Annotated in this window: 24 protein-coding genes; 11 read left to right on the top strand and 13 right to left on the bottom strand. The window is 35.0% G+C overall.

Translation table 11 applies throughout. From position 1 onward, the window contains the following. Position 1: 1 nt before the first annotated feature. The 5 genes from ACKPCA_RS18790 to ACKPCA_RS18770 are packed head-to-tail and all read left to right on the top strand — an operon-like array spanning position 2 to position 5016. Positions 2–955 (top strand): PorP/SprF family type IX secretion system membrane protein, encoded by a 954-nt coding sequence (locus tag ACKPCA_RS18790; RefSeq protein WP_321280433.1) that lies wholly within the window; start codon positions 2–4, stop codon positions 953–955. Positions 956–960: 5 nt separating this feature from the next. After that, positions 961–3042, top strand: a complete 2082-nt coding sequence (locus ACKPCA_RS18785) for an OmpA family protein (RefSeq protein WP_321280430.1) — start codon at positions 961–963, stop codon at positions 3040–3042. Between the two features lie 11 nt (positions 3043–3053). Then, on the top strand, positions 3054–3659 hold the full coding sequence (locus ACKPCA_RS18780) for a rhomboid family intramembrane serine protease (RefSeq protein WP_054714363.1): 606 nt from the start codon (positions 3054–3056) through the stop codon (positions 3657–3659). 3 nt (positions 3660–3662) lie between these two features. Further along, a complete protein-coding gene (locus tag ACKPCA_RS18775; protein WP_054714361.1) occupies positions 3663–4160 on the top strand; it encodes a D-glycero-alpha-D-manno-heptose-1,7-bisphosphate 7-phosphatase in 498 nt (165 codons plus the stop codon). Position 4161: 1 nt separating this feature from the next. Continuing rightward, entirely contained in the window at positions 4162–5016 is an 855-nt protein-coding gene (locus ACKPCA_RS18770) for an aminotransferase class IV (protein WP_321280427.1), read from the top strand. A gap of 17 nt (positions 5017–5033) precedes the next feature. On the opposite strand, the gene ACKPCA_RS18765 is transcribed toward ACKPCA_RS18770, so the two are convergent. Next, entirely contained in the window at positions 5034–5624 is a 591-nt protein-coding gene (locus tag ACKPCA_RS18765) for a YqgE/AlgH family protein (protein WP_218186007.1), read from the bottom strand. A 155-nt stretch (positions 5625–5779) separates the two neighbouring features. Here ACKPCA_RS18765 and ACKPCA_RS18760 point away from each other — a divergent pair, with 155 nt between their 5' ends. After that, positions 5780–7708 (top strand): Na+/H+ antiporter NhaC family protein, encoded by a 1929-nt coding sequence (locus ACKPCA_RS18760; protein ID WP_321280425.1) that lies wholly within the window; start codon positions 5780–5782, stop codon positions 7706–7708. Positions 7709–8455: 747 nt separating this feature from the next. Here the strand turns inward: ACKPCA_RS18760 and ACKPCA_RS18755 are convergent. Then, positions 8456–10900, bottom strand: coding sequence for an alpha-ketoacid dehydrogenase subunit alpha/beta (locus tag ACKPCA_RS18755; protein ID WP_321280421.1), 2445 nt, complete (start codon positions 10898–10900; stop codon positions 8456–8458). A 231-nt stretch (positions 10901–11131) separates the two neighbouring features. Here ACKPCA_RS18755 and ACKPCA_RS18750 point away from each other — a divergent pair, with 231 nt between their 5' ends. Then, positions 11132–11377, top strand: coding sequence for a hypothetical protein (locus ACKPCA_RS18750; RefSeq protein ID WP_054714352.1), 246 nt, complete (start codon positions 11132–11134; stop codon positions 11375–11377). Between the two features lie 108 nt (positions 11378–11485). Continuing rightward, positions 11486–11653, top strand: coding sequence for a hypothetical protein (locus ACKPCA_RS18745; RefSeq protein WP_321280420.1), 168 nt, complete (start codon positions 11486–11488; stop codon positions 11651–11653). A 164-nt stretch (positions 11654–11817) separates the two neighbouring features. Here ACKPCA_RS18745 and ACKPCA_RS18740 read toward each other — a convergent pair whose 3' ends face one another. The 7 genes from ACKPCA_RS18740 to ACKPCA_RS18710 form a co-directional block, all read right to left on the bottom strand. Then, the gene (locus ACKPCA_RS18740) at positions 11818–12822 is read right to left on the bottom strand and encodes an FAD:protein FMN transferase (RefSeq protein ID WP_321280418.1); all 1005 of its coding nucleotides are present in this window, start codon (positions 12820–12822) and stop codon (positions 11818–11820) included. A gap of 112 nt (positions 12823–12934) precedes the next feature. Next, a complete protein-coding gene (nqrF, locus tag ACKPCA_RS18735; protein WP_054714347.1) occupies positions 12935–14194 on the bottom strand; it encodes an NADH:ubiquinone reductase (Na(+)-transporting) subunit F in 1260 nt (419 codons plus the stop codon). 54 nt (positions 14195–14248) lie between these two features. Then, positions 14249–14866: an NADH:ubiquinone reductase (Na(+)-transporting) subunit E gene (gene nqrE / locus ACKPCA_RS18730; protein WP_054714346.1), complete on the bottom strand. Its 618-nt coding sequence runs from the start codon at positions 14864–14866 to the stop codon at positions 14249–14251. Between the two features lie 18 nt (positions 14867–14884). Beyond that, the gene (locus tag ACKPCA_RS18725; protein WP_054714342.1) at positions 14885–15529 is read right to left on the bottom strand and encodes an NADH:ubiquinone reductase (Na(+)-transporting) subunit D; all 645 of its coding nucleotides are present in this window, start codon (positions 15527–15529) and stop codon (positions 14885–14887) included. Positions 15530–15536: 7 nt separating this feature from the next. Beyond that, on the bottom strand, positions 15537–16241 hold the full coding sequence (nqrC, locus tag ACKPCA_RS18720) for an NADH:ubiquinone reductase (Na(+)-transporting) subunit C (RefSeq protein WP_054714339.1): 705 nt from the start codon (positions 16239–16241) through the stop codon (positions 15537–15539). Positions 16242–16261: 20 nt separating this feature from the next. Continuing rightward, positions 16262–17440: an NADH:ubiquinone reductase (Na(+)-transporting) subunit B gene (locus ACKPCA_RS18715; protein WP_321280410.1), complete on the bottom strand. Its 1179-nt coding sequence runs from the start codon at positions 17438–17440 to the stop codon at positions 16262–16264. Between the two features lie 20 nt (positions 17441–17460). Continuing rightward, positions 17461–18816 (bottom strand): Na(+)-translocating NADH-quinone reductase subunit A, encoded by a 1356-nt coding sequence (locus ACKPCA_RS18710; protein WP_054714333.1) that lies wholly within the window; start codon positions 18814–18816, stop codon positions 17461–17463. 206 nt (positions 18817–19022) lie between these two features. On the opposite strand from ACKPCA_RS18710, the gene ACKPCA_RS18705 reads away from it, so the two are divergent. After that, positions 19023–20312 (top strand): type IX secretion system plug protein, encoded by a 1290-nt coding sequence (locus tag ACKPCA_RS18705; RefSeq protein WP_321280408.1) that lies wholly within the window; start codon positions 19023–19025, stop codon positions 20310–20312. Between the two features lie 65 nt (positions 20313–20377). On the opposite strand, the gene ACKPCA_RS18700 is transcribed toward ACKPCA_RS18705, so the two are convergent. Beyond that, positions 20378–21760 carry a metallophosphoesterase gene (locus tag ACKPCA_RS18700; RefSeq protein ID WP_321280406.1) on the bottom strand — a complete coding sequence of 461 codons (1383 nt, stop codon included), beginning with the start codon at positions 21758–21760 and terminating at the stop codon, positions 20378–20380. Between the two features lie 351 nt (positions 21761–22111). Between ACKPCA_RS18700 and ACKPCA_RS18695 the strand changes: the two genes are divergently transcribed. Then, entirely contained in the window at positions 22112–22459 is a 348-nt protein-coding gene (locus ACKPCA_RS18695; protein WP_321280404.1) for a hypothetical protein, read from the top strand. Between the two features lie 28 nt (positions 22460–22487). After that, positions 22488–23465 (top strand): biotin synthase BioB, encoded by a 978-nt coding sequence (gene bioB / locus ACKPCA_RS18690; RefSeq protein WP_321280402.1) that lies wholly within the window; start codon positions 22488–22490, stop codon positions 23463–23465. A 151-nt stretch (positions 23466–23616) separates the two neighbouring features. Here the strand turns inward: bioB and ACKPCA_RS18685 are convergent, their stop codons facing one another. The 3 genes from ACKPCA_RS18685 to ACKPCA_RS18675 are packed head-to-tail and all read right to left on the bottom strand — an operon-like array spanning position 23617 to position 26109. Beyond that, positions 23617–24327 carry a LytR/AlgR family response regulator transcription factor gene (locus ACKPCA_RS18685; RefSeq protein WP_321280401.1) on the bottom strand — a complete coding sequence of 237 codons (711 nt, stop codon included), beginning with the start codon at positions 24325–24327 and terminating at the stop codon, positions 23617–23619. Then, positions 24308–25381: a sensor histidine kinase gene (locus ACKPCA_RS18680; protein ID WP_321280400.1), complete on the bottom strand. Its 1074-nt coding sequence runs from the start codon at positions 25379–25381 to the stop codon at positions 24308–24310. Before ACKPCA_RS18680 ends, ACKPCA_RS18685 begins: the two co-directional genes overlap by 20 nt. Continuing rightward, a complete protein-coding gene (locus tag ACKPCA_RS18675; protein WP_321280398.1) occupies positions 25378–26109 on the bottom strand; it encodes a hypothetical protein in 732 nt (243 codons plus the stop codon). Before ACKPCA_RS18675 ends, ACKPCA_RS18680 begins: the two co-directional genes overlap by 4 nt. Positions 26110–26246 lie beyond the last annotated feature (137 nt).

Below are 26246 nucleotides of genomic sequence, written 5' to 3'. Positions count from 1 at the left end.
AATGAATCAACTAAATAAAATTGCAATATTAATTGGACTCCTTTTATTACCCATTTTTAAATCGTGGGCACAAGAAGAAATCCGATTCTCAAATTTTTCTTATAATCGATTATTTTACAATCCTGCTTATGCAGGTAGTAGTCGCTTTATGGAAGCTGTACTTGCCTATCGTAATCAGTGGGTAGATGTAGAAGGATCGCCAGAAACAACCGTTTTATCAATACAAGCTCCTGTAAACTACACTAATTTTGGTTTAGGAGCAGTTGTGTACAACAACAGGTTTGGAATTCAGAAAGATAATGCTGTATTTTTAAATTATGCCTACCATCTGCAAGTTAGCATCGAAGGGACTTTGTCAATGGGAATTCAGGCAGGATTTATCAACAAGCAAATTAACTGGACAGAACTGACAACCTACGATCCTAATTTTCCATCTCTGGATGATCCAGCTTTTCCTAATCAGGATATTTCAACTTGGGTTCCGAATTTTGGAATCGGATTTTATTACTACACACCCAAATATTATTTAGGATTTTCAGCCCCAAGACTACTCTCAAACGATCAACCTGCTTCTGAAGGTTTTTCGGATAATATGAAGTTTAAATTCAAAAATACAGTCTGTTATTTGGGAGCTGGTGCTACCTTGCCTATTAATCCAGAATTTGCGTTTAAACCTTCTGCTTTGGTGGTCAGTTCCTATACAGGCACCACAACAGCCATGGCTAATTTTGATATGCTTCATGAAAGTGGTATATCTTTTGGTTTGGGATATAGAACTGATGATTCTGTGGCTGGTAACATTGGGTATCAATTGAGTCAGAAATTAAGTTTCTCATATTCTTATGAAAAATATTTCGGAAAATATCAATCAAAAGGCTTTACAAATCACGAAATAATATTAAATTACAATTTATCTTTAAAAAAGAGCAAAATTACGTCACCAAGATATTTCTAAGTACCATGAACAGTAAAGCTGGATTAAATATCATATTAGTATTTTTTCTAATCACTTTAGGAAGTATCTCTTCATCTGCACAATCACAATTAGTCGCAAAAGGCAATCGATATTTTGATAATAGTGAGTTTGCGCATGCAATCAATTATTTCGAAAAATATCTGGAAAGTTCAAATGATATTGATGTAAAAAGAAAATTGGCTGAATGCTATGTTGAAATCAATAAAGATACTGAAGCTCTTTACTTATTGGAAAAATTGGTTGTGGATCCAAGAGCCAATTCTGAAGATTTTCTTAGCTATGCTCTCCTTTTAAAAAGAACTAGAAATTATAGTGAAGCAAAAGTTTGGTTTGAAAAATACGCCAGGCTTAACCCTCGAGATAAAAACATTCAAAATTTAATTCTGTCCTGTAACCTTATCAACGAATTAGAGGACAATCAGCAATATATTGTAAAATCTATTCCTATAAATTCTCCACAGTCAGATTTTGCGTCAGCTCTCTACAAAAATGGATTGGTTTTCGTGTCAGGACGACATAACAAAACCTCAAAAGAAATTGATGGCAGAACAGGAGAGCATTATCTTGATTTGTACTATACCGAACGAATAGGCGATCGTTTTGTAGATCCAATTCCATTTAGCGAAACCTTTAATTCCAAATATCATGAAGGTCCGGCTTGCTTTACACCAAACGAACGATTTGTATATTTCACTCGCAACAAAGGAAATCTAAACCTTGAAGGTAAGTCAGAGTTGAACATTTATTCATCACGTTTTAATGGCAGCTCTTGGGACAAACCTGAATTGTTTCTTTTTGCAGGTCATGCCTATTCAATTGGGCATCCTAGTATATCTTCGGACGGGAGATATTTGTATTTCATCTCAAATATGAAAGGTGGATACGGTGGAACAGATATTTACGTTTGTCGAAAACTGGGATTCTCTTGGAGTAAACCAATTAATTTGGGACCTACGGTTAATACTTCCGGTAACGAAATGTTTCCTTTCATTGGTGATGACAATTACCTATATTTTGCCTCTGATGGACATATTGGTTTAGGAGGTTTGGATATTTTTAAAACAACATTTGAACAGAATAGCTGGACTTATCCAGTAAACCTTGGTCTTCCTTTCAATTCAGAAAAAGATGATTTTGGATTTATTTTTAAAGGATCGAAAGAAAGCGGTTATTTTTCTTCAAACCGAAGAGGAAATGATGATATTTATTCGTTTACTCAAAATCCAGAAAAAATTATTGCCTTACACGGAAGAATAGTTGATAATCATTCAAAGAAAAGCATTCCCGAGGTGGATATTGTTTTAATGGATAATTTGTCCAAAGAAAAGTCGTTTCAAAGTAGTGAGAATGGAATGTTCAAAATCGATATTTTCGACAATAAAGATTACAGTTTAATAGTTAGTAAACCAGGCTATAAAACGAAGAGGATTCTTTATTTTGCTCAAAATGATGCTGCACCTAAACAACTGAATATATCCATGGAAACAACACCTTGGATAAAATTTAAAGGAAGTGTTGTTGACCAGTTTTCCGGACGTGCACTAAAGCAAACCAGCATCGAACTTATTAATCGTAGTTATAAGATCAATAGCGTATGCGAAACTGATGATTACGGGGAATTTTCGCAAGATATAGATCCTTCAAAATCATACGATGTTATCATTCGAAAAGATGGATATTTCACAAAAGTGATAACAAATTATCGTTATCAATCGGATCATTTTGAGCAAATAGAATTGCAAAAGTTCAATAAAAATGAAAACATGCAACTATTTGGTGTTGAATATGAAAAAAACTCGGCTGAACTAAGTAAAAATACCATTCTTGAGCTTGATAATTTAGCGAATCTATTGATTGTAAATCCGAATATTGCCATTCAAATAATCGGCTTCACAAACTTTGACAATGGCAAAAGGGATAATAATATTATTAGCCTTGAAAGAGCTTCACAAGCTGCCGAATATGTAATTTCAAAAGGAATTACCACAAATAGAGTTGAATACAAAGCTGGAGGATTTGATCCAGGCAAACCTGCTTTAACAGTTAAACTGTTAGAAGCTTTTTAGAAAAATACAACATGACCATAATAATAATTGCCATAACAGTACTGATCTCACTAGCAGCTTTTCAGAACAACGATTTGCTGTACAAATATCAGTTTAATGCATATCAAATCACAAAAAGAAATCAGTGGTACAGAATAATTACGTACGGATTTTTACATGCCAATTGGGATCACCTGCTGGTAAATATGATTGTGCTGTATTTTTTTGGAGATGCTTTGGAATACTACTTTAGCTATAATTTTGGTTCTGCAGGAGTAATTTATTTCATTGTCCTATATCTTGGTGCTATTGTTCTATCTACGCTATATGATTTAAACAAACACAAAGAACACTACCATTACAATGCAGTTGGTGCTTCTGGTGCTACCTCAGCCGTTGTTTTTGCAACCATATTTTTTGCCCCATTACAGCCAATTTATTTGTTCTTTGTAATACCGATTCCCGGAATAATTTTCGCAGCTGGATATCTTTATTATTCCTACTATATGGGAAAGAAAAATATCGATAACATTGGTCATAGTGCACATTTCTATGGAGCTTTGTTCGGATTTCTGTTTCCATTAATCATTAAACCCAAATTATTCTCCTTATTTTTGCAGCAGATTCTCAATTTTTAAAGCATGCAAAAAGCTATTTTTCTTGACCGCGATGGTGTAATCAACTCCGATGTGGGTCATTATTACATTTATCGTATTGAAGACTTTGTAATTAACGATGGCATTATTCCATCATTGAAAAAATTCACTGAAGCTGGCTACAAGTTGTTTATTGTTACCAATCAAGGTGGAGTTGCAAAAGGAATTTATACTGAAGATGATGTAAATGAAGTTCATGAACATCTTCTAAGCATTCTGAAAAAAGAGAATATTACAATTGAAAAAATCTACTTCTGTCCTCATCACAACAGTGTGGCAGCTTGTGAATGCAGGAAACCAAGTCCTTATTTCATCAAAAAAGCAATTCAGGATTATAAAATTGATCCAGACCAATCTTATATGATTGGTGACAGCTTACGAGATAAACAATCGGCGGAAGCCGCGGGAATAAAAGGAATAAAGGTAGAAGCAAATGAAAATATCGAATCGTACTGCGATAAAATTATAAAAGGAGAATTATAGTATGGGGGTTAGCGAATATATTAATTTAAATGGTGAATTGTTTCCTAAAGACAGTCCAGTTTTTGGGGCTGCAAACCGTGCTTTCCGTTATGGCGATTCTCTTTTTGAAACCATCCATTCAAATGGAACTGAGATTCAATTTTTCGATCAGCATTTAGATCGATTAATTATGGGAATGAAAACCATAGGAATGATTGTACCTGAAAACTTCAGAGATAAACTGAAAATCAACATTACGTATTTGATCAATAAAAACAAGTCTTTTGCAGGTACGAGAATCCGCTTGAGCGTATTTAGAAATGATGGTGGATTATATACTCCTATTGATAATACGGTTTCGTATTTGATCGAAACATCTCGTCTAGAGAAAGACCAGTATGTGATCAATAAAAAAGGGCTTAAAATTGACATTTATAAGGACTGCAGAAAATCATCCGACATTATTTCTCAATTCAAAACTGGTAATTCCCTTCTGTTTATTATGGCAGGCAATTATAAAAACAGTATGCATTTGGATGACTGTTTAATTCTTAACGAGAGAGGAAATCCAATTGAAAGTATCAGTTCTAATTTGTTCATTGTAAAAAATGATATTCTGATGACACCTTCTATCGAAAGTGGAGCAGTAAGTGGAATTATGAGAGAACAATTAATTGAAACTGCCCTAAAATTAAACATGACCGTTTACGACGATTGTATGATTACGGTTAATGATTTGCTTGAAGCTGATGAAATTTTCTTAAGTAATGCAATTAACGGAATTAGATGGGTAGTTGCTTTTAGAGAACGTAGATATTTTAATAAAATCGCAAAACTCTTACTTGAGGAATTAAATAAAAATGCATTCAAATTCTAATTAAGGTTGATCTCATATTAATTCATACTTGGATTTTCAGGAAAGTTGGACCACATACGGTATCTGCCTCCGAGCTTGCGCAATGATTGCTCCCACAGATTGTCATTATTGAGGCTCATTATGCTTCTAACATCAATTTGGCTAACCAACCATGAATTTTCCTTTATTTCCTCATTCAGCTGCCCCGCACTCCACCCTGAGTATCCTGCAAAAAATCTCACCTGGTGAGGAAGCACTTTCTTCTCCTCAATTAAATCCTTTAAAACACTAAAATCACCACCCCAATACAAATTATCAAAAATATGAATGCTGTTTGGAATTAAGTGGGGAAGCGTATGAATGTAATAAATCCTGTTGGTATCTACTGGTCCTCCAACAAAAACATCGCCGTCAAAATGAGCAATGCTAACCAATACTTCATCAACCGATAAATTAATTGGTTTGTTCAAAACGAATCCTACTGCACCTTCATTATTAAATTCAGCCAACAATACAATGGAGCGTTTAAAATATCTTCCTTCCAGAAAAGGTTCTGCTATTAATACCTTTCCTTTTTCAGGATTAATATTATTGTTGTCCATTCTAAATAAATCCGAAGTCCCGTCCACACTATAAAGTTTAAGTTTCCAAATACAAATTAACCAATTTTGTCAAAGAAAAAAAGAATAAGTCCTCATGAAAATCTTAATACTTACGTCCTTTAAATTTGTACAAAGCAGGTAAAAATAATTACATTTAACACTGTCTAACCAAATTCCCCGCAATGATTAAAAACTCTATCCTCTCAATTCTTTTATTACTGCTATTGCTATCAGTTCAAAATGCTATTGCTTCTGATCCAGAAAAGAAAACTATCAACAAAGATTTTACGGTTGAACTACCAAAAATAATTATTGGTGATATTCCTTCAGAAATTACACTTCATTTAAAAGATGAAAGCCATCTAAACAAAGATTCGGTTTTGGTAAAAATAAATGGAAGTGATGTTTGGGTTCAACCTGAACTAAATCAATTGAAGGTTCCATTTGTGTTTAAAGGAAAAGATGCTTTTATGGTGAGCATTTCAGAACAAACACAAAAGATAAATTACACGGCCATTCCTTTGTGGATGTCGATTTTGCCTCCCCTTATAGCCATTTTAATTGCTTTAGTGTTTAAAGAAGTCTTTTCTGCTCTATTTGTAGGTCTATTCTCAGGAACTCTTATCATTTTTGGATATCAGGACATCTCCTTTTTTTCAGCCTTTTTTAAAGCAATTTTTGCAATTTCAGACACCTATATCATCCAATCTTTAGCTGATACAGGCCATATTTCCATTATTGTCTTTTCAATGCTTATTGGAGCTATGGTAAACCTGATTACTCAAAATGGCGGCATGCAAGGTGTGGTGAATAAACTTTCGCGGTTTGCAAACAGTTCTCGATCCGGACAATTTGTTACCTGGCTTTTGGGTGTACTAATATTTTTCGACGATTATGCCAATACCTTGGTGGTTGGAAATACCATGCGCCCGGTAACGGATAAATTAAAAATATCCCGAGAAAAACTAGCCTATATTGTAGATTCAACTGCTGCGCCAGTAGCTTCCATTGCCATGATAACAACTTGGATTGGAATAGAATTAAGTTACATTCAATCTGCAACTGTTCAAATCAATATAGACGAGAGCCCTTACAGTATATTTTTAAATTCATTGCCAACACGATTCTATCCTTTCTTCACTATCTTTTTCATTTTAATGATAGTAATCTTGAAGAAAGATTTTGGACCGATGTATAATGCAGAAAAAAGGGCTAAATCTGAAACGAAATTTTCAGAAGTCAATAAACATTCCAATGATGAAGTCGACAGTATGGAAATATCGCCCGAAATACCTACACGATGGTACAATGCTGGAATTCCAGTAATGGTAGTAATATTCGGGACATTTGCAGGCTTAATTTATACTGGTTGGAATGAGAACATTTGGGCGAACTCTTCTATCTCGCTTGGCACAAAACTATCACATATTATTGGAGCTTCTGATTCTTACCTAGCTCTACTTTGGTCATCAATTTCGGCGGTTTTAGTTGCGGCATCATTAAGTATCGGACAAAGAATTCTAAGTTTAAATAAAACAATTGATGCTCTGATAAAAGGGTTTAAAACCATGCTAACCGCAATTCTTATTTTGATACTGGCATGGTCTTTAGCAGATATCACAAAAGATTTGCATACAGCAGATTTTATTTCGAAGATCTTAATCGCAACTGAAGTTCCTCCTCAATTCTTGTCAACATTTACTTTTATTCTATCGGCTTTAATTGCTTTTTCCACAGGTTCATCATGGGGAACAATGGCTATTCTTTATCCATTAATTCTTCCTGCTTCCTGGGCTCTTTGTCATTCGGCTGGAATGAGTGATATTCAAAGTATGAATATTTTTTACATTACAGTTTCTGCAATTTTAGCTGGTTCTGTACTTGGTGATCACTGTTCCCCAATATCGGACACTACCATTTTAAGCTCCCTGGCTAGCTCTTGCAATCATATCGAACATGTAAGAACCCAGCTTCCCTATGCGTTAACTGTAGGTGCTGTAGCAATTATTTTTGGCTTATTGCCCGCGTCGTATGGTATCAGCTCCTGGATATTAATTCCATTAGGGTTTATTTCCCTATTCTTGATTGTAAAATTCATCGGAAGGAGGTAAAAGAAAACCCGGCATTTAAGGTACAATGCCGGGTGATAATCCTATGTTGATTTGCAAATTATCTTATCAGACAATTAACCACTAACCACAATGAATCAAATCAACACTAACTAAAAGTTTTCATTTATATAGACGATTAAAACATCAAAATGGGTTACTTTTCATCTGTGTTTCTTTGCTTTTTTAACAAACTTTAACGTTTATGGAGAGGTTTTAGGTATTTTTTCAACTTACTCCTTAAAATACCAAATAAAAAAACGATCATTCCCCCTAAGAATGATCGTTTAAATGCTATATAATATAGCCCTTTAGAATTGTGCCCATCATATCATTACCATTACTTTACTTAAGGCACGTACGAACTAAAAAGTTATTCGCAACAAGACCCCTATTTCTTGTCATGAACAATACTAAAACAAGGAAGTAATAAAAATGGGTGACAAGAAGTTAAATTTTTTTAAAGATTTATATTTATATAAAGAGTAGAGTGAAAAAAAAAAGCAATCACTTTTTAATAAAGTGATTGCTTATGCAAGTATATTTTGCTTAAATGTTTGTACGGCTGGAAAGAATTACCACATTGCATCCAACTATTACTAACTAAAAGCTTAATTGAGAAATAACCCACTAAGAAAATCTCTCAATCACTCATAAGACAATTAAATATTCAAATAGGGTGAAAAAAACTATAAAAAAAAATCCACAAACTTTTCTGTTTGTGGATTCATTATCAATATAATAAAATTACTATTCTGTGTAAATTGAAGGAAATTTATTTGGATTTGATTCTCTCATGATATCATAAATTACTTCAAAAACATCTTCTGCGTTAGGATTGGAGAAATAGTCCCCATCCGTTCCGTAGGCGGGTCTATGATCTTTTGCTGTAATGGTTCTTGGTTCCGAATCCAAATGGAAATAGGCTTTTTGATCTTCCAATACTTTTTGCATCATAAATGCGGTTGCTCCACCGGGAACATCCTCATCGAAAAATACAATTCGATTGGTTTTCTTTACCGATTCTAAAATTCTTTGGTTTACATCAAAGGGCAGTAGTGTTTGAACATCTATCAGCTCTACAGAGATATCAAAATCTTTTAGTTGCTTTACTGCATCTTCTGCAATTCTTACACAAGACCCATACGTAACCAAAGTAATATCACTACCTTCATTTAAAACCTCAGGAACTCCCAATGGTGTTTTAAACTCGCCCAAATTCTCCGGTAGTTTTTCCTTTAATCGATATCCATTTAAAGGTTCAATTACCAGAGCAGGTTCATCGGATTCCAATAGTGAGTTATATAAACCTGCAGCAACAGTCATATTTCTTGGAACACAAACATGAACTCCGCGTATTGAATTAATTACCATACTCAATGGAGAACCTGAATGCCAAATTCCTTCCAGTCGGTGACCACGTGTTCGGATAATCACAGGGGATTTCTGACCTCCTTTGGTTCTATATTGCATGGTTGCCAAATCATCACTCATGGTTTGCAGCGCATAAAGCAAATAGTCGAAATACTGAATTTCAGCGATCGGTCTTAATCCACGCAAAGCAAGTCCAATTCCTTGTCCAAGAATGGTAGCTTCACGAATTCCTGTATCGGTAACGCGAAGTTCTCCAAACTTCTCCTGCATTCCTTCTAAACTTTGGTTAACACCACCGATAAATCCGGTATCCTCTCCAAATGTTAGTAATAAAGGATATTTCGTAAATAATTTATCAAAATTATCGCGCAATACTTCTCTCCCATTTACCATTTTAGAATTTTCCCCATAAACCGGTGCTACTGGTTTTATATTGCCAACTTTTAACTCTGTTTCACTATACAAATGACTACTGTATCGTTCATGATTTTCATCAATAGTACTTTTCAGCCAAACCTGCAGTTGAGATTTCAAAGGCTTAAAGCTTTCACAGGTTGAACAGATGTGTCTTAAAATCTTTTTGGCTGCACTCACATTGTCTTTACGAACAGGATGAATTACTTTCTTTAATCCTGAGGTGATATTATTGATACGGTCTGTCTTCTTACAATTACATCCTGCATTTTCTACAAGTGTAATCAGTTCATCACGCTCTTTTTTGATTGGGTCAGCAAAGCTTTTCCAAGCAGTTTGACGTGCTTTCTTTACAATATCTATGGCCTCTTTCTCAATCTCATCCAACTTCTCACTTTCAATCAATTCCATCGAAAGAATCCATTCTCTCATCTTCTTGATTGGATCGAAGTTAGTCTCCCATTCCAAACGCTCCTTTGATTTGTATCTTTCGTGAGAACCGGATGTTGAATGACCTAAAGGTTGTGTCATTTCAGAAACATGAAACAATACTGGTACATGATCGAGACGACAAAGTTCTACTCCTTCAGCATACATCTTACACAAAGCAGGGTAATCCCAACCTTTAGCTTTATAAATTAAATATCCATCTCCCTTCTCATCTTGCTCAAATCCCTTTAATACTTCTGATATGTTTTGCTTGGTAGTCTGATATTTATTTGGAACTGAAATTCCCCAACCATCATCCCATACACTCATTGCCATTGGCACTTTTAATACTCCTGCAGCATTAATGGTTTCCCAAAAATGTCCTTCAGAAGTACTAGAATCACCAATTGTACCAAAAGCTACCTCATTTCCTTCAATCGAAAAGTTAGTAAACTGATGTAACTCTTTATTCTCTCTAAATAATTTTGAAGCATATGCTAAACCCAGTAATCGAGGCATTTGTCCTGCGGTTGGCGAAATATCTGCTGATGAGTTTTTTTGTTCTGTAAGATTTTTCCATGAACCATCTCCATTCAAACTTCTCGAGGCATAATGGTTATTCATCAAACGTCCTCCGTTTGCTGGGTTTTTATCTAGTTGGGTTTCCCCAAACAATTGTGCAAAAAACTCTTCTGGCGTTAGCATACCAGCTGCAAGCATAAAAGTTTGATCTCGATAATATCCAGATCGCCAATCGCCTTTTCTGAATGATTTTGCCATCGCAATTTGAGCAATCTCTTTTCCGTCACCAAAAATTCCAAATTTGGCCTTACCAGTCAAAACTTCTTTACGACCTAAAATACTTAACTGACGGCTTATATTTGCTATACGATAATCTTCAAGAACTTCGGAAGTAAAATCTTCGTATGATAAATTATCATCTTTTGCTTCCATGTTTTCCTTTATTGTTTCTGACATATTATTTCAATTTTCTGAATTCGAAATAATCTCCCCCTTATTTCAGAACCCATAGTATGTTAGTGTGTTTATTTAACAAATCTTTTTTGATTTTTCTAAAATCAAATTTAGAAAGAATTATTCTAAATAAGAAGAAATACTCCAAGTATTTAAGACCTTTTATTCTTGTTTAATTTGGTCGAGAAATACTGAAATGATATCTTTGCCTTTAATTTATTAAGAATTATCGAAATGTTTATAAAGCTTATACTTATAACTGCTGTTATTCTGGCAATTGCATTTATTGGATTCGCCATTTCAATCTTGATTAAAAAGAATGGTAGATTCCCTGAATTGCATATTGGAAGGAATGAAGAACTAAAGAAAAGAGGAATTAGTTGTGCTACATCGCAGCACAAAATGGAGCAGGAAAAGGCTAAAAATGCGAAACTTCATAGGAAGTTAACTCTTCTTGATAAAGAATTGGAAAGTCTTTAATTCAGCACTGCTCTAACGCCCTGAAAAGTTAAAAAAGACTAAAATTCTAATTTTTGCCAAACAACACAATTCCATTAAACGTATCTTTATTAAAATGTAACGATTAAAATGACTATGTTTCTAAAGATATTATTACTCGCAGTATTTTTGCTTTTTTTGGCATTTATTGGATTTGGTATTAAACTCTTGTTTGATAAAAATGCCAAGTTTACAGGAGGTGGATGTAGTTCATGCGCTTGCAGCGATGATGAAGCAGAAACCTGCAATACGAAATAAATGGTTATCGGTTTTCCGTTTTATTCTGTTTGTATTATTTCATAACAACTACTTTTCAAACATTTAATCAGAGAACCGATAACTTATATTACCTGTAAAAAGGTTTGTGAAGTACATCACCCCACAAATCATATTTGAATATTATTTGATGGATACCCTTGGAATTACTCAAGAATATTTCCTTTTAGGTTTTCTGTAGTGTATGTTGCCAAACTCCCATTTTCATCTGTGTAGATAAAATAAGCCTCCAATTCAGGATCATTTTGAACGATTTCAACACTCTTTTCTAAACCCAACACCATAAATGCAGTTGCATAAGCATCAGCCTTCATACAAGTTGGTGCAACAACCGATGCTGACAATAAACTGTGTTGTACTGGGTATCCCAATCGTGGATCAATAGTATGAGCATATTTCTTTCCATCTTTCACATAGAACTGGCGGTAGTTTCCTGATGTTGCCATAGCTCCATTTTTCAATTCCAACACATCCTGAATTTGTCTGGTCAAACTTGTAGGATCATCAATAGGTTTATCGATTCCCACACGCCAAGGTCTTTCTTTATTGCTAATTCCATTAACCCTTATTTCACCTCCAATTTCAACCATATAGTTGGTGATTCCTTTTGACTCCAAAAAGTCTGCTACAATATCAACTCCATAACCTTTGGCAATAGCACTGGCATCAAACATGATCCTAGGATCTTCTTTAATCACTTTTCCAGCCTCCAATCTCACTTTTTGATATCCTACTACTTGTAACAAACTATCAACTGGGATTTCCTCTGGTTCGAGCTTATTTTTAAAACCAAATCCCCAAGCATTAACCAGCGGTGCAACCGTCCAATCAAAAGCGCCATCCGTCTCCTTGGCAATCTGTTCACTAGTTTCAAAACAAGTTGTAAAATAATCATCCAAAATAACCGTTGAATCATTCTCATTCACTCTTGAAATTACCGACTCAGGATTATAAGTAGATAAGGAGAAATCAAACTCCTTTAATTTTTCAAGAATTTCGGCTTGCAATCCATCTTCATTTGGATATTGATATACCATGTGATAAAAGGTTCCAAACACTTTTCCCTCATTGAAATGATATTTTGCTTCCTGTTTGCATGCTCCAACTACAATAATTAGTAGAAAAAGACTTATATACTTTAGCTTGTTCATGATATTAAATTATAATTGATGAATGATAAAAAAATTACCATTCTAAAACACGAAATTACACAGAGTCCTTAAAACAAACAAGCCCCGATAAATCGAGGCTTGCTTTATATTGTTATGATCCGAAATCGTCAAATTCAACCATTTCGTCTGGTACTCCTAATTCATACAGCATGTTTGTAACAGCTGAGTTCATCATTGGAGGTCCACACAAGTAGTATTCGATATCTTCCGGCTCTTCGTGTTTGCTTAGGTAGTTATCGTAAATTACCTGGTGAATAAATCCAGTTGGTCCTTCCCAATTATCTTCTGGTAGTGGCTCAGAAAGTGCCAAGTGCCATTCGAAGTTAGGGAAATCTTTAGCGATAGCATCAAATTGCTCAGCGTAGAACACCTCTTTCAATGAACGAGCTCCATACCAGAAAGTAGCCTTACGACCTGTTTTCACTGTGTGGAACAAGTGGAAGATGTGTGAACGCATTGGAGCCATACCAGCACCACCTCCAATAAACATCATCTCGTTATTTGTTTCTTTGATGAAGAACTCTCCATAAGGACCCGATACAGTTACTTTATCACCCGGCTTACGTGAGAAAATGAAAGAAGAACAAATACCTGGATTTACCTTCATCCATGTGTTATTTACTCTATCCCAAGGTGGAGTAGCAATACGAATGTTCAACATCACGATGTTACCCTCTGCAGGGTGGTTAGCCATAGAGTATGCACGATAAGTTGGCTCTGGGTTCTTCATTGTAAGATCCCACAACTTAAACTGATCCCAATCAGCTTTGTACTCATCTTCAATAATCATATCCTTGAAATCAACATCAATCTTAGGTACATCAATCTGAATGTATCCACCTGATTTGAAGTCAAGAATTTCTCCTTCAGGAAGTTTTACAACGAACTCTTTAATGAAAGTAGCAACGTTGTGGTTTGAAACAACCTCACACTCCCATTTCTTAATTCCCATAATTTCCTGAGGGATAGACATAGTCATATCCTCTTTTACTTTTACCTGACAAGCCAAACGCCAATCGTTTTGAGCTTCTTTACGGGTAAAGTATCCTGTTTCTGTTGGTAAAATTGATCCAGCACCTGAGTGTACCTGACACTTACACATTGCGCAAGTTCCACCACCACCACAAGCTGATGGCAAGAAGATTTTAGCATTACCCAATGTACCCAAAAGGGTATTTCCTGGCTCAACAACCAATTTTTGGTCTCCTTCGTTAATATCAATTGTAACTTCTCCTGATGGAGTAAGCTTCTTTTTAGCGTACAATAGGATAGAAACCAGTACCAGTATCACAAGCAAAAAAATCACAATGCTAGTGGCAATTACTGTTCCCTGTGTTGTTAATAATATCATCTCTATTCCGATTAAATTTTTTGAAAATTCAATTTACTTTATTCTGTTATCAGCTTAGAGTTTGATACCCATGAAGCTCATAAAAGCAATTCCCATTAATCCTGTTACAATAAATGTAATACCTAATCCTCTAAGTGGAGCAGGAACATTTGAGTAACGGATTTTTTCACGAATTGCTGCAATACCTACAATCGCAAGTAACCATCCAATTCCAGATCCTAATCCGAAAGATGTTACTTCAGCAATTGAACTGTATCCTCTCTCTTGCATAAATAAGGATCCACCTAAAATTGCACAGTTTACAGCAATCAATGGCAAGAAAATACCTAATGAAGAATAAAGTGCTGGTGCAAATTTTTCAACAATCATCTCCACCAACTGTACCATAGAAGCAATTACAGCAATAAACATGATAAAGCTTAAGAAGCTTAAATCAACATCTGCCATAGAAGGATCTAACCATACTAAGGCTCCTTCTGCTAAAATGTATTTGTCTAGCAAGTAGTTCACTGGAACTGTAATACCCAATACGAATACTACTGCCAAACCTAATCCCATAGAAGTTTTTACGGTTTTTGATACCGCAAGGTATGAACACATTCCAAAGAAGAACGCGAATACCATGTTGTCGATAAAAATCGACTTGATAAATATATTAATCAGATTTTCCATGTTTCGATTTTCTTTAGATTAGTTCGACTCAATTAAGGACTTGTCCTTAGATCTCTGTACCCAAATAATGATACCTACAACTACCAATGCCATTGGAGGTAGAATCATTAATCCGTTGTTTTGATATCCCATATCGTAAAATGCCTGAGGGATTACTTTAAACCCATATAATGTACCTGATCCTAATAGTTCACGGAAAAATGCTACAATTACAAGGATTAAACCATAGCCTGCAGCATTTCCAATACCATCAAGGAAAGCAGGCAGAGGCTTGTTTCCAAGGGCGAATGCTTCCAAACGTCCCATAATGATACAGTTGGTAATAATCAAACCAACGAATACTGATAACTGTTTACTCACGTCGTAAGCGAAAGCTTTCAACACTTGGTCAACAAGGATTACCAAAGCGGCAACCACTACTAATTGAACAATGATACGGATTCGTGATGGAATTGTATTTCTAATTAATGATACGATAACATTTGCAAGTGCCAATACAGCCATAACCGAAATAGTCATCACAACTGCTGGCTCCAACTTAGCAGTTACTGCCAAGGCCGAACAAATACCCAAAACCTGCACAGTAATCGGGTTATCGCTTCCCAAAGGATTGGTAAGCAATTTTTTGTTCTTCGTTGAGAATAATGGTTCTTTATTGCTCATCTTGTGCTTATTTTGAAGATTTTAAAAACTTTTCATAACTGCCAAGGCTTTTCAGAAGCATTTCTTCCAAACCTTTTGATGTAACAGTACCACCTGATACTGCATCAAATTCATGTAAATGTCCTGAAGCAGTTCCTTTTACCAATGCAAGAGGAATAAATTTGCCTGATTGATCGAAAAGTTGTTTCGAAGCAAATTGTTTCTGGAATTCAGGTTTCGATATTTCAGCACCTAAACCAGGTGTTTCCCCTTGATGATCGAAGGTTGCGCCATAAATGGTATTACCATCCAATTCCATAGAAATATATCCCCAAATTGGTCCCCACATTCCTTTTCCACGAACAGGAAGAATCATCTTCTTACCAACAGCTTCATTTTGGAAGATGAATACAGGTAATTTTCTATCCGTCAAATCAATTTTGTTCTCCTTTTTCAAGTCAACTCCAAAAGCTTCCTCTTTATCTTCTGAAATAAGAGCTCCAGCTGCATTTACTATCTTTGCCTCAACAATATACTGATCGTATAACTTTTCGGCATCAGCAAAAGTAGAAGCTACCCCTACAGCTTTCAGGATAGCCTGTTTTTTCTCAATTTCCTTGTTCTTGTTCTGACGAGGTTTTAATTGCAAAGCAGTAAATGATAATACTGCAGCCACAATCAGTACCATTACAGAAGCATAAAGGAAAGTATATGTATTACTATTCGTATTCATGTCTTACTTTGATTATTTGATTAAGCTTTCACCTTAACTCGTTTCAATCTTCTCTTCACATTGCCTTGAACAACATAGTGATCAATCAATGGCGCAAATGTATTCATAAGAAGAATTGCCAACATCATAGCTTCAGGGAAACCTGCATTCATTACACGAATCAATACTGCAAGGAATCCAATTAAGAAACCATAAATGTATTTACCTCGAGTAGTTTGAGTAGCTGAAACTGGGTCTGTTGCCATAAATACAGCTCCAAATGCAAATCCACCCATGATTAAATGCTGCCATGCAGGAATCAATTCCATATATGGATTTGTGCCAATCAAGTTGAAAATAGCTCCCATTGCATAACCACCAACGAATACTGACAACATGATTCTCCAGCTTCCGATACCAGTAGCAATCAAAATCACTGCCCCAATCAATATCGCAAGAGTAGATGTTTCACCAATCGATCCTGGGATCAAACCAATGAACATATCCCAAGCATTGCTAAGGTGTTGTTCGAAGATTGATTTTGCAACTTCACCATTAGCATCAACCAAAGTTGCAGCGTGAGCTAAAGGAGTTGCTCCAGAAAAAGTATCCGCTTTTTCTGCAATCCAAACAGCATCGCCAGACATTTTTGATGGGTAAGCAAAGAAGAAGAACGCACGTGCTACCAAAGCAGGATTCCAAATGTTCATTCCGGTTCCACCGAATACTTCTTTACCAATAACAACCGCAAAAGCAGTTGAAACAGCTACCATCCAAAGTGGAGCCTCAACAGGCATAACCAAAGGAATTAACATACCCGAAACCAGGAAACCCTCGTTTACCGCATGTCCTCTCATTTGCGCAAATGCAAATTCAATTCCCAAACCAACAACGTAAGAAACTACAATAATTGGTAATACTTTGATTAAACCAAAAACAAACATATCCATCAATGCAGCAGTTTCACCTACTGATAAGAAATGCTGATATCCGATGTTGTACATACCGAACAACAACGAAGGTATTAAAGCCAAAACAACCACAGACATAGTACGCTTCAAATCGATAGCATCCTTGATGTGTGTACCTGTTTTGGAGGTATGATCAGGAACAAATAGGAAAGTGTCAAAAGCGTCGAAAGTAGACTTCAACTTTGCAAACTTGCCCCCTTTTTCAAATAAAGGTTTCTTTTTATCAAGAAATTTTCTAAGTGCTTTCATTGTATATTATTATCCGTTTTTTAGCTCATTTCTTTAATCATCAGATCAATTCCCTGACGTACGATATCCTGAACATCAATTTTTGAAGTACATACAAATTCACACAAAGCGAAATCTTCTGGTGCTACTTCATAAATACCTAACTGTTCCATTTGGTCAATATCTTCAACCAAAATAGATTTAATTAGGTGTACAGGTAATACATCCATAGGAAGAACTTTCTCATATTCTCCGGAAACAACGTAAGCACGGTGCTCTCCATTTAAATTGGCATCCAAACGATATTCCTTGTTTGGTGACAACCAAGAGAAGAAGGATTTTGACATTGAGAATTTATCTAAACCTGGCAATGCCCAGCCTAAAAACTCATGCTTATCTCCTTCAGGTATCACTGTAATTTGAGAATCATACATTCCAATGAAACCATCTTCTGGTATATGATTACCAGTTAATACGTTTCCTGAAATTACACGAATCTTCTCATCATCTTTCAGCTTACCTTTTAAAATATTTCTAACTGAAGCTCCAGTAATGGTTTCAAAATAACAAGGTGTTTTTACTTCAGAACCACAAAGCGCAACTTTACGACTTACATCGTAAATACCTTTTTGGAACAAACGACCAATGAAAACTACCTCTTGCGGACGAACAACCCAAGCAACTTCACCTTTATTAATAGCATCGATGTGGTGAATTTGGACACCAACATTACCCGCTGGATGAACACCTACAAATTTGTTTACAGTAGCATTCTTAACTTCTGAAAACATTTTTGCCTGATTCATGTTTGGATTAATGTTCAAATGAACTTTTCCGTCGGTTAATTTCGCAAGAGCATCAATACCTGCTTGGAATGCTTCTGCGTCTCCCTCTAAAAGGAAATCAACATCGGCAGCCAATGGCGCTGAATCGAAAGCAGAAATGAAGATTGCTTTTGGCGTTTCCTGTGGATTCGCAATCACGTCGTAAGGACGTTGACGCATAAAGGCCCAAAGACCACTCTTAAGCAACTCTTCCTTAACCTCTTCGCGCGAAAGACCATTCGGATCAGCTTTTTTAAACTCTTCGTATTGGATTTCTGCGTCGGCTTGAACAACTACTTCTAAAATTTTTCTTCGTTCTCCACGATTAATAGCAATTACTTTACCGCTAACTGGAGAAGCAAAATTAATTTCAGGCTTGTATTTATCGAAAAATAAAGGACTTCCGGCCTTTATTTCCATATCAACCTTAACTTTTAATTTTGGTGTTAATCCAGGAAAATCGGTAGGTTTAATTGCATATGTCTCAGAACGATCAGCTTTTTCAAGTACTTTTTCAGCCTTTCCTATCAGCTTAATATCTAAGCCTTTTTTGATCTTTTTAACTTCAGACATGTTAAACTATTTGATTTTATTAATTTGCGTCAAAAATAACTAAATAATACTCTATTTCATAATAGAACCAAGTGCGAGCACGTGTTCTAAAACGATTGTGTACATGTTTTGTAATACATGTAAAAAATTCGCACACAAATATATAAAGCAATTTCTTATTTTTTAAGTTTTTGGTTTATTTTTAACCAATATATATACATATTAATATGCGTAAAATTTTCCTTATATCATTCATCTTCAGTTTGATTTCAATTTCAGCAACTTACAACACATTTGGTTCTGACTTTGATCTAGTATATCGTAATGAAATCAAGAAAAGTAGTATTCATACTGTTCAAATATTTCCCAGAGGATGGGAACTTGCCCCTCCGATAATTGAACTGAAAGGAGATAATCAGCTCCTTTTTTCCTTTGACGAAATTAAAGAAAATATTCAAGATTACTCCTATAGAATTATACATTGTGATAAAAATTGGTGTAATTCAGAACTGAGTGAATTTGATTTTTTAGATGGTTTTTCAGAAAATCAGATTACGAATTACGAACATTCATTCAATACCAATGTGCAATATATCCATTATAGCCTGAAAATTCCAAACAATGATATCAGCTTAAAATTATCTGGCAATTACATTATCGAAGTATTCGAAGATTTCGATCCTGAAAAAGTAGTAATACGACAACGCTTTATGGTATTGGATTCGAAAGTAGAAATCAAAGGAATCGTAAAACATCCTGTTTCTATTGAAAAAAGAGAATCTCATCAGGAGGTGGATTTTAGTATTTTTCATCCCAACTTTAAAATCGACAATCCGCAACTCGATCTAAATGTTATCCTTACACAAAACAATCGCCTTGATGGAACTGAAAAAAGATTGAAGCCTATTTTCATCCGTAAAAACGAATTGGTTTTTGATTACGAAGATGAAAATATATTCCCCGGAGGTAACGAATTCCGCAATTTCGACTTAAAAAGTATGAGGTATCAAACCAGATTTATTCGAGAAATTACAAGCGAAAATGATACTACTTCGGTATTGCTATCGCCAGGAGACAACCGTCATTTTAAGCAATACATTTTCGAACAAGATATCAATGGCAATTATCTTGTAGAGGTACAAGAACGTGATATTCCGGAAACCGAGGCTGATTATGCGTACATCACTTTTACATTACCTATGGATAATGAATTAAAGCATGGCGATTTCTATGTACATGGCAATTTTAACAATTGGCAATGCAATGAACGAAACAAAATGCACTATGATTTTGACAAGGGAGCTTACACTTCAAAAATATTCATGAAACAAGGTTATTACAATTATCAATTTGCATTAGTTGATCACAATTCCAAAATTCCTGATACTGGATATATAGAAGGAAACCATTGGGAAACTGAAAACGACTATGTAATCTATGTCTATTATCATGACATTGCATTGAATTACGATATGCTAATTGGATATAAGACAATTAACTCCACCGAAAATTTTTAATAAAAAAGAGTGATAGGCGAAACCTATCACTCTTTCTCATACTTTGTATGTTACATCAAATTCAATTAATTGTTATTGCCTGTTATAACAATTTCCCCATTCTTAATCAAAAGTGCCTGCAATGGAAGGTCTCCATCTCTCATTGGTATGTTTACATCAATAATTTTTCCACTAAAGAATTCTGATATCTGATCTACCTCCGTATGCCCAACAACAATGGTCTTAACATTCAGGGTTTTTAAAATACGATCAACACCTTCCTTATCAATCTTATCATATTTTTTTCTCTCCATAAAATAACCTCTATACCAAAACGGGCCGGTTGATGAAAATACCTCATTACATGCTTCAATATTATTAGCATTCATACCACCCATTAAATATTGACGAGTTGTATTATTTACAGCCTCAACATTGTGACCTTTCTCCAATATATCTTCCGATATTCCTCCATGAACAAACAGGAAATCGTTAATTTGAATAATGGAGTTTCTGGTTCTCAACCATTCACCTAATACCGAATTTGAATGGAACAACGAAGCATACTCTAATCCTAATGGCTTACACAAACTCTTATACTTATCATTGATGTAACGGTTATCATTATTCAAAATCATTAATTCATGATTTCCAAAAACAAAATGCAAATTTCCTTCTGCTTTTTTAGCTTCTTGCTCCAGTCGGTAAATGAACCACAGAATCTCAGTTACTTTATCCCCTCTATCAAATACATCCCCAACATAAACAAGATGTCCTTTACCAAAATTCCACTTATTTTCTGCATCAATTACATTGTGTTCTCGAAGTGTATTAATCATTCGATCATATTCTCCATGCACATCACCTAATACGAGAATAGGTTCAGAAGTATTGGTTTTCCATGCGGGAATTTCAGATTTACTTATTGGATAAACCTCTTCTCTTCCAATCCAACTCTTAAAATTTGAACATGTGTCTACAAGATATTTACCATCGAGAAAAACAGTGCTTTTTGCAGGATTATTTTTTAGATAATATACATATCTACCTTCAGGTCTATAATCTACGAAAGGTCCATCAAATATTTCGTTCTCTTCCTTACAGTATGCCGATGCCCCTTTTTCAAGTAAAATTCGAACAAGTTCATTATCATTTGTTTTCCTTGCATAATCGAAGGGTGTAAAACCAAAATTATCAATAAGGTTAATTTCTGCTCCTTTTTCAATTAAGGAATAAGCAAGTTGTCTCATTGCACGTCTGGCAGCCCAATGTAAGGGAGTTAAACCCAATGAATCTGTCACATTAACAGAACCTCCTTTTTCAATTAAACTGTAAGCTAAAGCTCTATCTCTGTTTTCAATTGCTTTAATCAGCAATCCTTGACTATCAATTTCATCTTTATTGGAAGTTTGAAGATCACATGCTGTCAAACAAACAGTAATCAATAGCAATAAACTCAGGTATCTCATATTAAAATTTTAAATCTGATGCACATCCATTATCCTCAAATCAATACTCTTTTTTTGAAAAGGATATTTTGGCATCATAAAGTGTAGATTAAGAAGGCTAAAATTAGGTGAATTAATTAAAGATACAATAAGGCATTTCCCTAAATAACATTATCATGATATGACACTTATACCTAATTGGAGTGAAATAATTTAATCCAACAAAAAATCTAATCCAGAGACAAATAAGCTTCTAACAGGATCACAACCATATGTTGTAGAAACATTTCTAAAAAGAAAAAAAACAATACTTTTGACTCCGAAATATCAAGATTCATTATCTTGTAATCTTTCAAATTAATTCAAACAATTATGACGTCTGTACAAAAAATCGGTAAGCAAAAATCGGATTTGCAGGTATTCAGACGATGGAGCAGAAAATCATATGCTGCATTTGCAAGCATGAATCAGGAAATTAAAATTTCCAACATGAATGCAAGTTACAACCTATTGGTTCCATCGAAAGAATCCGGCTTTTCGGTATTCTGTTTTTTACCAGAAAGCGGACGGGATAAAAATGAGGAAGATGATCCGGATCTTATAGCATCCGAAATCATCGAAATGCTGGTGATACAAAACGAAAGCAGAAAAATCACCAATGGGAAAGAGTCCGACATAGTGTCGAATAAGATTCTTTCTGCTCAAAATATCCTATCCTAAAAATTTAATTGACTAGAAAAATCTTATTATGACTGACATTAGAAACAACTGGACACACGAAGAAGTTAAAGAAGTTTACAACCTGCCATTGCTTGATTTGGTACATCGTGCATCGAACATCCACAGAAAATATCACGATGCATCGAAAATGAACATGAACACCTTGATTTCGGTTCGTACCGGAGCATGTTCACAAGATTGCAAATACTGTGCACAATCGGCAAGATACAATACCCATGTTAAGCCAGAGAAATTAAGCTTAGAGCAAGTTTTAGAGGAAGCAAAATTCGCCAAAGAAAATGGTGTAAAGCGCGTGTGCCTTAGCTCGGCTGGTCGTGATGGAAATCGTGACGATCGTTTCGATGAAATTGCTGAAATGATTACCGAAGTGAAAAAAATGGGTTTAGAGGTTTGTTGTACCATGGGTATGATCAACAAAGAGAAAGCTCACAAATTGGCTGAACTTGGTATTACTGCTGTAAATCACAATATTGATACTTCGGAGCGTCATTATCCGAACATCACCACTACACGAACTTACTCGGAAAGATTGGAAACTCTTGCTAACCTTCAGGAGGCAGGCATTCAATACTGTTCTGGTGGAATTCTTGGGATGGGCGAAAACGACGAAGACCGAATTGAAATGCTTCGAACTTTGGCAAATCAGGAAAAACACCCGTATAATGTTCCTTTGAACTCTCTGGTGCCAGTAAAAGGAACACCTTTTTATGGTAAAGAAACCATAGGAATTTTCGAAATGGTTCGTGCCATTGCAACGGCTCGCATTTTAATGCCTAAAACTGTTGTTGCTTTTGCAGCGGGTAGAACTCACTACAGCCAGGAAGGTCAGGCGCTTTGTTTTCTTGCAGGAGCCAACTCAATTTTCTTTGGAGACAAATTACTTACAGTTGATAACATGACCATTAACGAAGATGAGCATTTATTGGGACAACTGGGATTGACTCCTACAAAATACCATGAGTTGACCACTTTGGAAGAAAAGTAATTTTTGATTGAAGTAACATGAAAAGCATTGTGTGAATGCGAAGCATGTAAAAACCAAAATATAAAAAAAGCTCGCATTTAGGCATTGAACTTTTGCGAGCTTTTTATTTTTTAGAATTGATCCCCACCAAATACGATAAAGATTCAACAAGTTATTCCTGTAATAATTGCATCAATTGTTCGCGATAGGAACTTGCAATAGGCACCATTTTCTTGTCAATACAAACCTGGTTTCCCTCCAGAAAATCAATTTTTCCAACGTTGATAATAAATGAGCGGTGAATGCGTAAAAATTCTTTTGATGGCAACTTGGTTTGAAAGTTTTTTAAGGTATCATGAATTACCAAACAATCATCTTCCCTATGGAGCTTTAAATAATCACCTTCCGATTCTATAAAGCTTAATTCCGAAGGCTTAATCAAGTAAGTTTTCTTATTCGACTTTACCAGTATGGTTTCTTCCTGATTTTCTAGCTTCTCACCTACCTTATCCTGTAAAGACAAGAATTTATTCACCGATCTTAAAAATCTTTCGAAAGAGAATGGCTTTAAAAGATAATCCAAAGCATTCAAATCAAAACCTTCAACGGCATACTCGGGATATGCTGTGGTGAATATCACTTTGGGTGATTGATCCAGACTTTTCAACCATTCAATTCCATTCATTTTGGGCATATTAATATCCAAAAACAATAAATCGATTGGTTCTTTTAATAAAATTTGGTTTGCCTCCAAAGCGTCATTGCATATGGCTTTTAGCCTTAATTGCGGACAATCCTGAAGGTAAGATTCCAATATCTCTTGCGATAATGGCTCATCCTCAACAATAATGCAGTCATATATTTTATCGGCGATTCTGTTCATGGTTTAGGTCGATTTTAAGGGCTACAGCAAATTCATCTTCTTGTTTCGATAAATTTAACTCATGTTTGTTTGGATATTGTGAATCCAATCTGCTTTTTACGTTTTCAATTCCAAATCCTCCTATTGGGTCAATTTCCCTGGAAGTATGTTTTGGGATAGAGTTTCGTAAATACATTTCCAAGTGGTTGTCTTCAATTTTAATCCTAAGATCAATTACATCTCGTTCCAACTGATTTAAACCTCCATGTTTAAAACTATTTTCTATAAACGGAATCATTAAAAATGGAGCAATCTTCTGAGAATTAAACTCTCCTTCGATGATGTACTGAATTCGGGTTTTGTTTTTGAATCTTAACTTCTGCAACTCCAGATAATTGGTGATATAGTTAATTTCTTTCTCCAATTCCACATACTCATCGTTGCTTTCGTAAATCATGTAACGCATTAAATCCGATAGCTGAAGAATGTATTTTGGTGTTTCATCCGATTTCTTTCTGGCCAAGGCATACAAAGAGTTCAAGTTATTGAATAAGAAATGGGGATGAATATTGGTTTTCAAGGCCAACAATTCGGTTTCCGATTGCTTTTGTTTCAACTCAACCAGCTTCTTCTCTGCCTCAATTACTCTAAACCACGATTTCGAAAGTTTTAACAATGTGCTCAATCCAAGGTAAACGATACTGAATTTTAATAGTTCATTTATCTCATACGAAGAAATAAAGAAATAATCAGGAGAAATGAAATCGCTTAAATGTTCGAAGGTGAACTCATTTAAATAAGCAACCGCAAGCCATAAGCCAACAAATCCAATGGCATGCAACAAATATTTTTCCTTCTTTAGTGCATATGGAATTAGCACTAATACATTTGCATAAACTCCAAATACCAATGAGATATGAAAAAGAGCTGTATAAACCACATCAATCTTCGATATCTCTTCCTGCAAAGCAAAGAAATGTACTAGAGTATAGAATGAAAGCATCCAAAACAGAATATGATGCACCAACCTGTTCTGGATTATATTGAGTACACTATTTTTAATTCGATCTATCATTTTATTCTTTTCAAAATCAAAGCCTCATCTGGATCATTAAACATCTTCGAATCAGCAAATTTTATCAGGAATTTTTGAATATCCTCAGTTTTAGCTGTAATAATCACTCCATTATCACGTTCAACGTATTCTATGCGAACACGCTTATTTTCTATCAAATCCTCAAAATCGTCGTTTTCAATTGTATTCACAATCAATTCATCATCTTTTATATCAATCTTAAAAAAACCATGAGTTGTTACTAACATCCCTGCAATAAAACTTCCCGAAATTTTATCCTCTATATGCTTGTCATTAGGGATTAAATCCATAAAATAATGTCCCCCAAGATTGGATAACCTACCATCGAATACACTGGTGTCCTTTTCTGTAATCATTGTTATCTGGTAGTACTTATTCACTTTAGGGATCTTAACTTTTGCATCTAACTTTTTCTCTATCTCCTTCAGTTTCTTTTTGATATTATCATGGTCAATTTCATCCGATCCAAAACTACTTCTCGTATCAAGCTTCCCTTTTATTCTAAGATCTGAAGAATCAACAATGGTTTTAATAATGTATTGGTCTTTTTCATTGCCCTGCCAAACACCATTTAGCTCATCCAAATGAATTCTGTCCATGTTTGTATACAATGGATTCAAAGAACTCACCACGCAAGATTGAGTAGCCACAAGAAGAAAGATAAAAAATCCAATAAATTTTATTCTTTTAATCTGTTCTGTTTTCATGATTATTGTTTTAGTGAAACATTTGTCCTATTGATCATGATCTACAATCAAAATAAAGGAATCAATACTTCAATCTAAAATTCTTTCGATGTTTGCCATGCTTATTTCGATAGATAACAAAACAATATCGATTTCAG

The organism is Marinifilum fragile (assembly GCF_963677365.1).
Taxonomy (GTDB): Bacteria; Bacteroidota; Bacteroidia; order Bacteroidales; family Marinifilaceae; genus Marinifilum; species Marinifilum fragile.
This window is presented reverse-complemented; position numbering and strand designations above follow the sequence as displayed.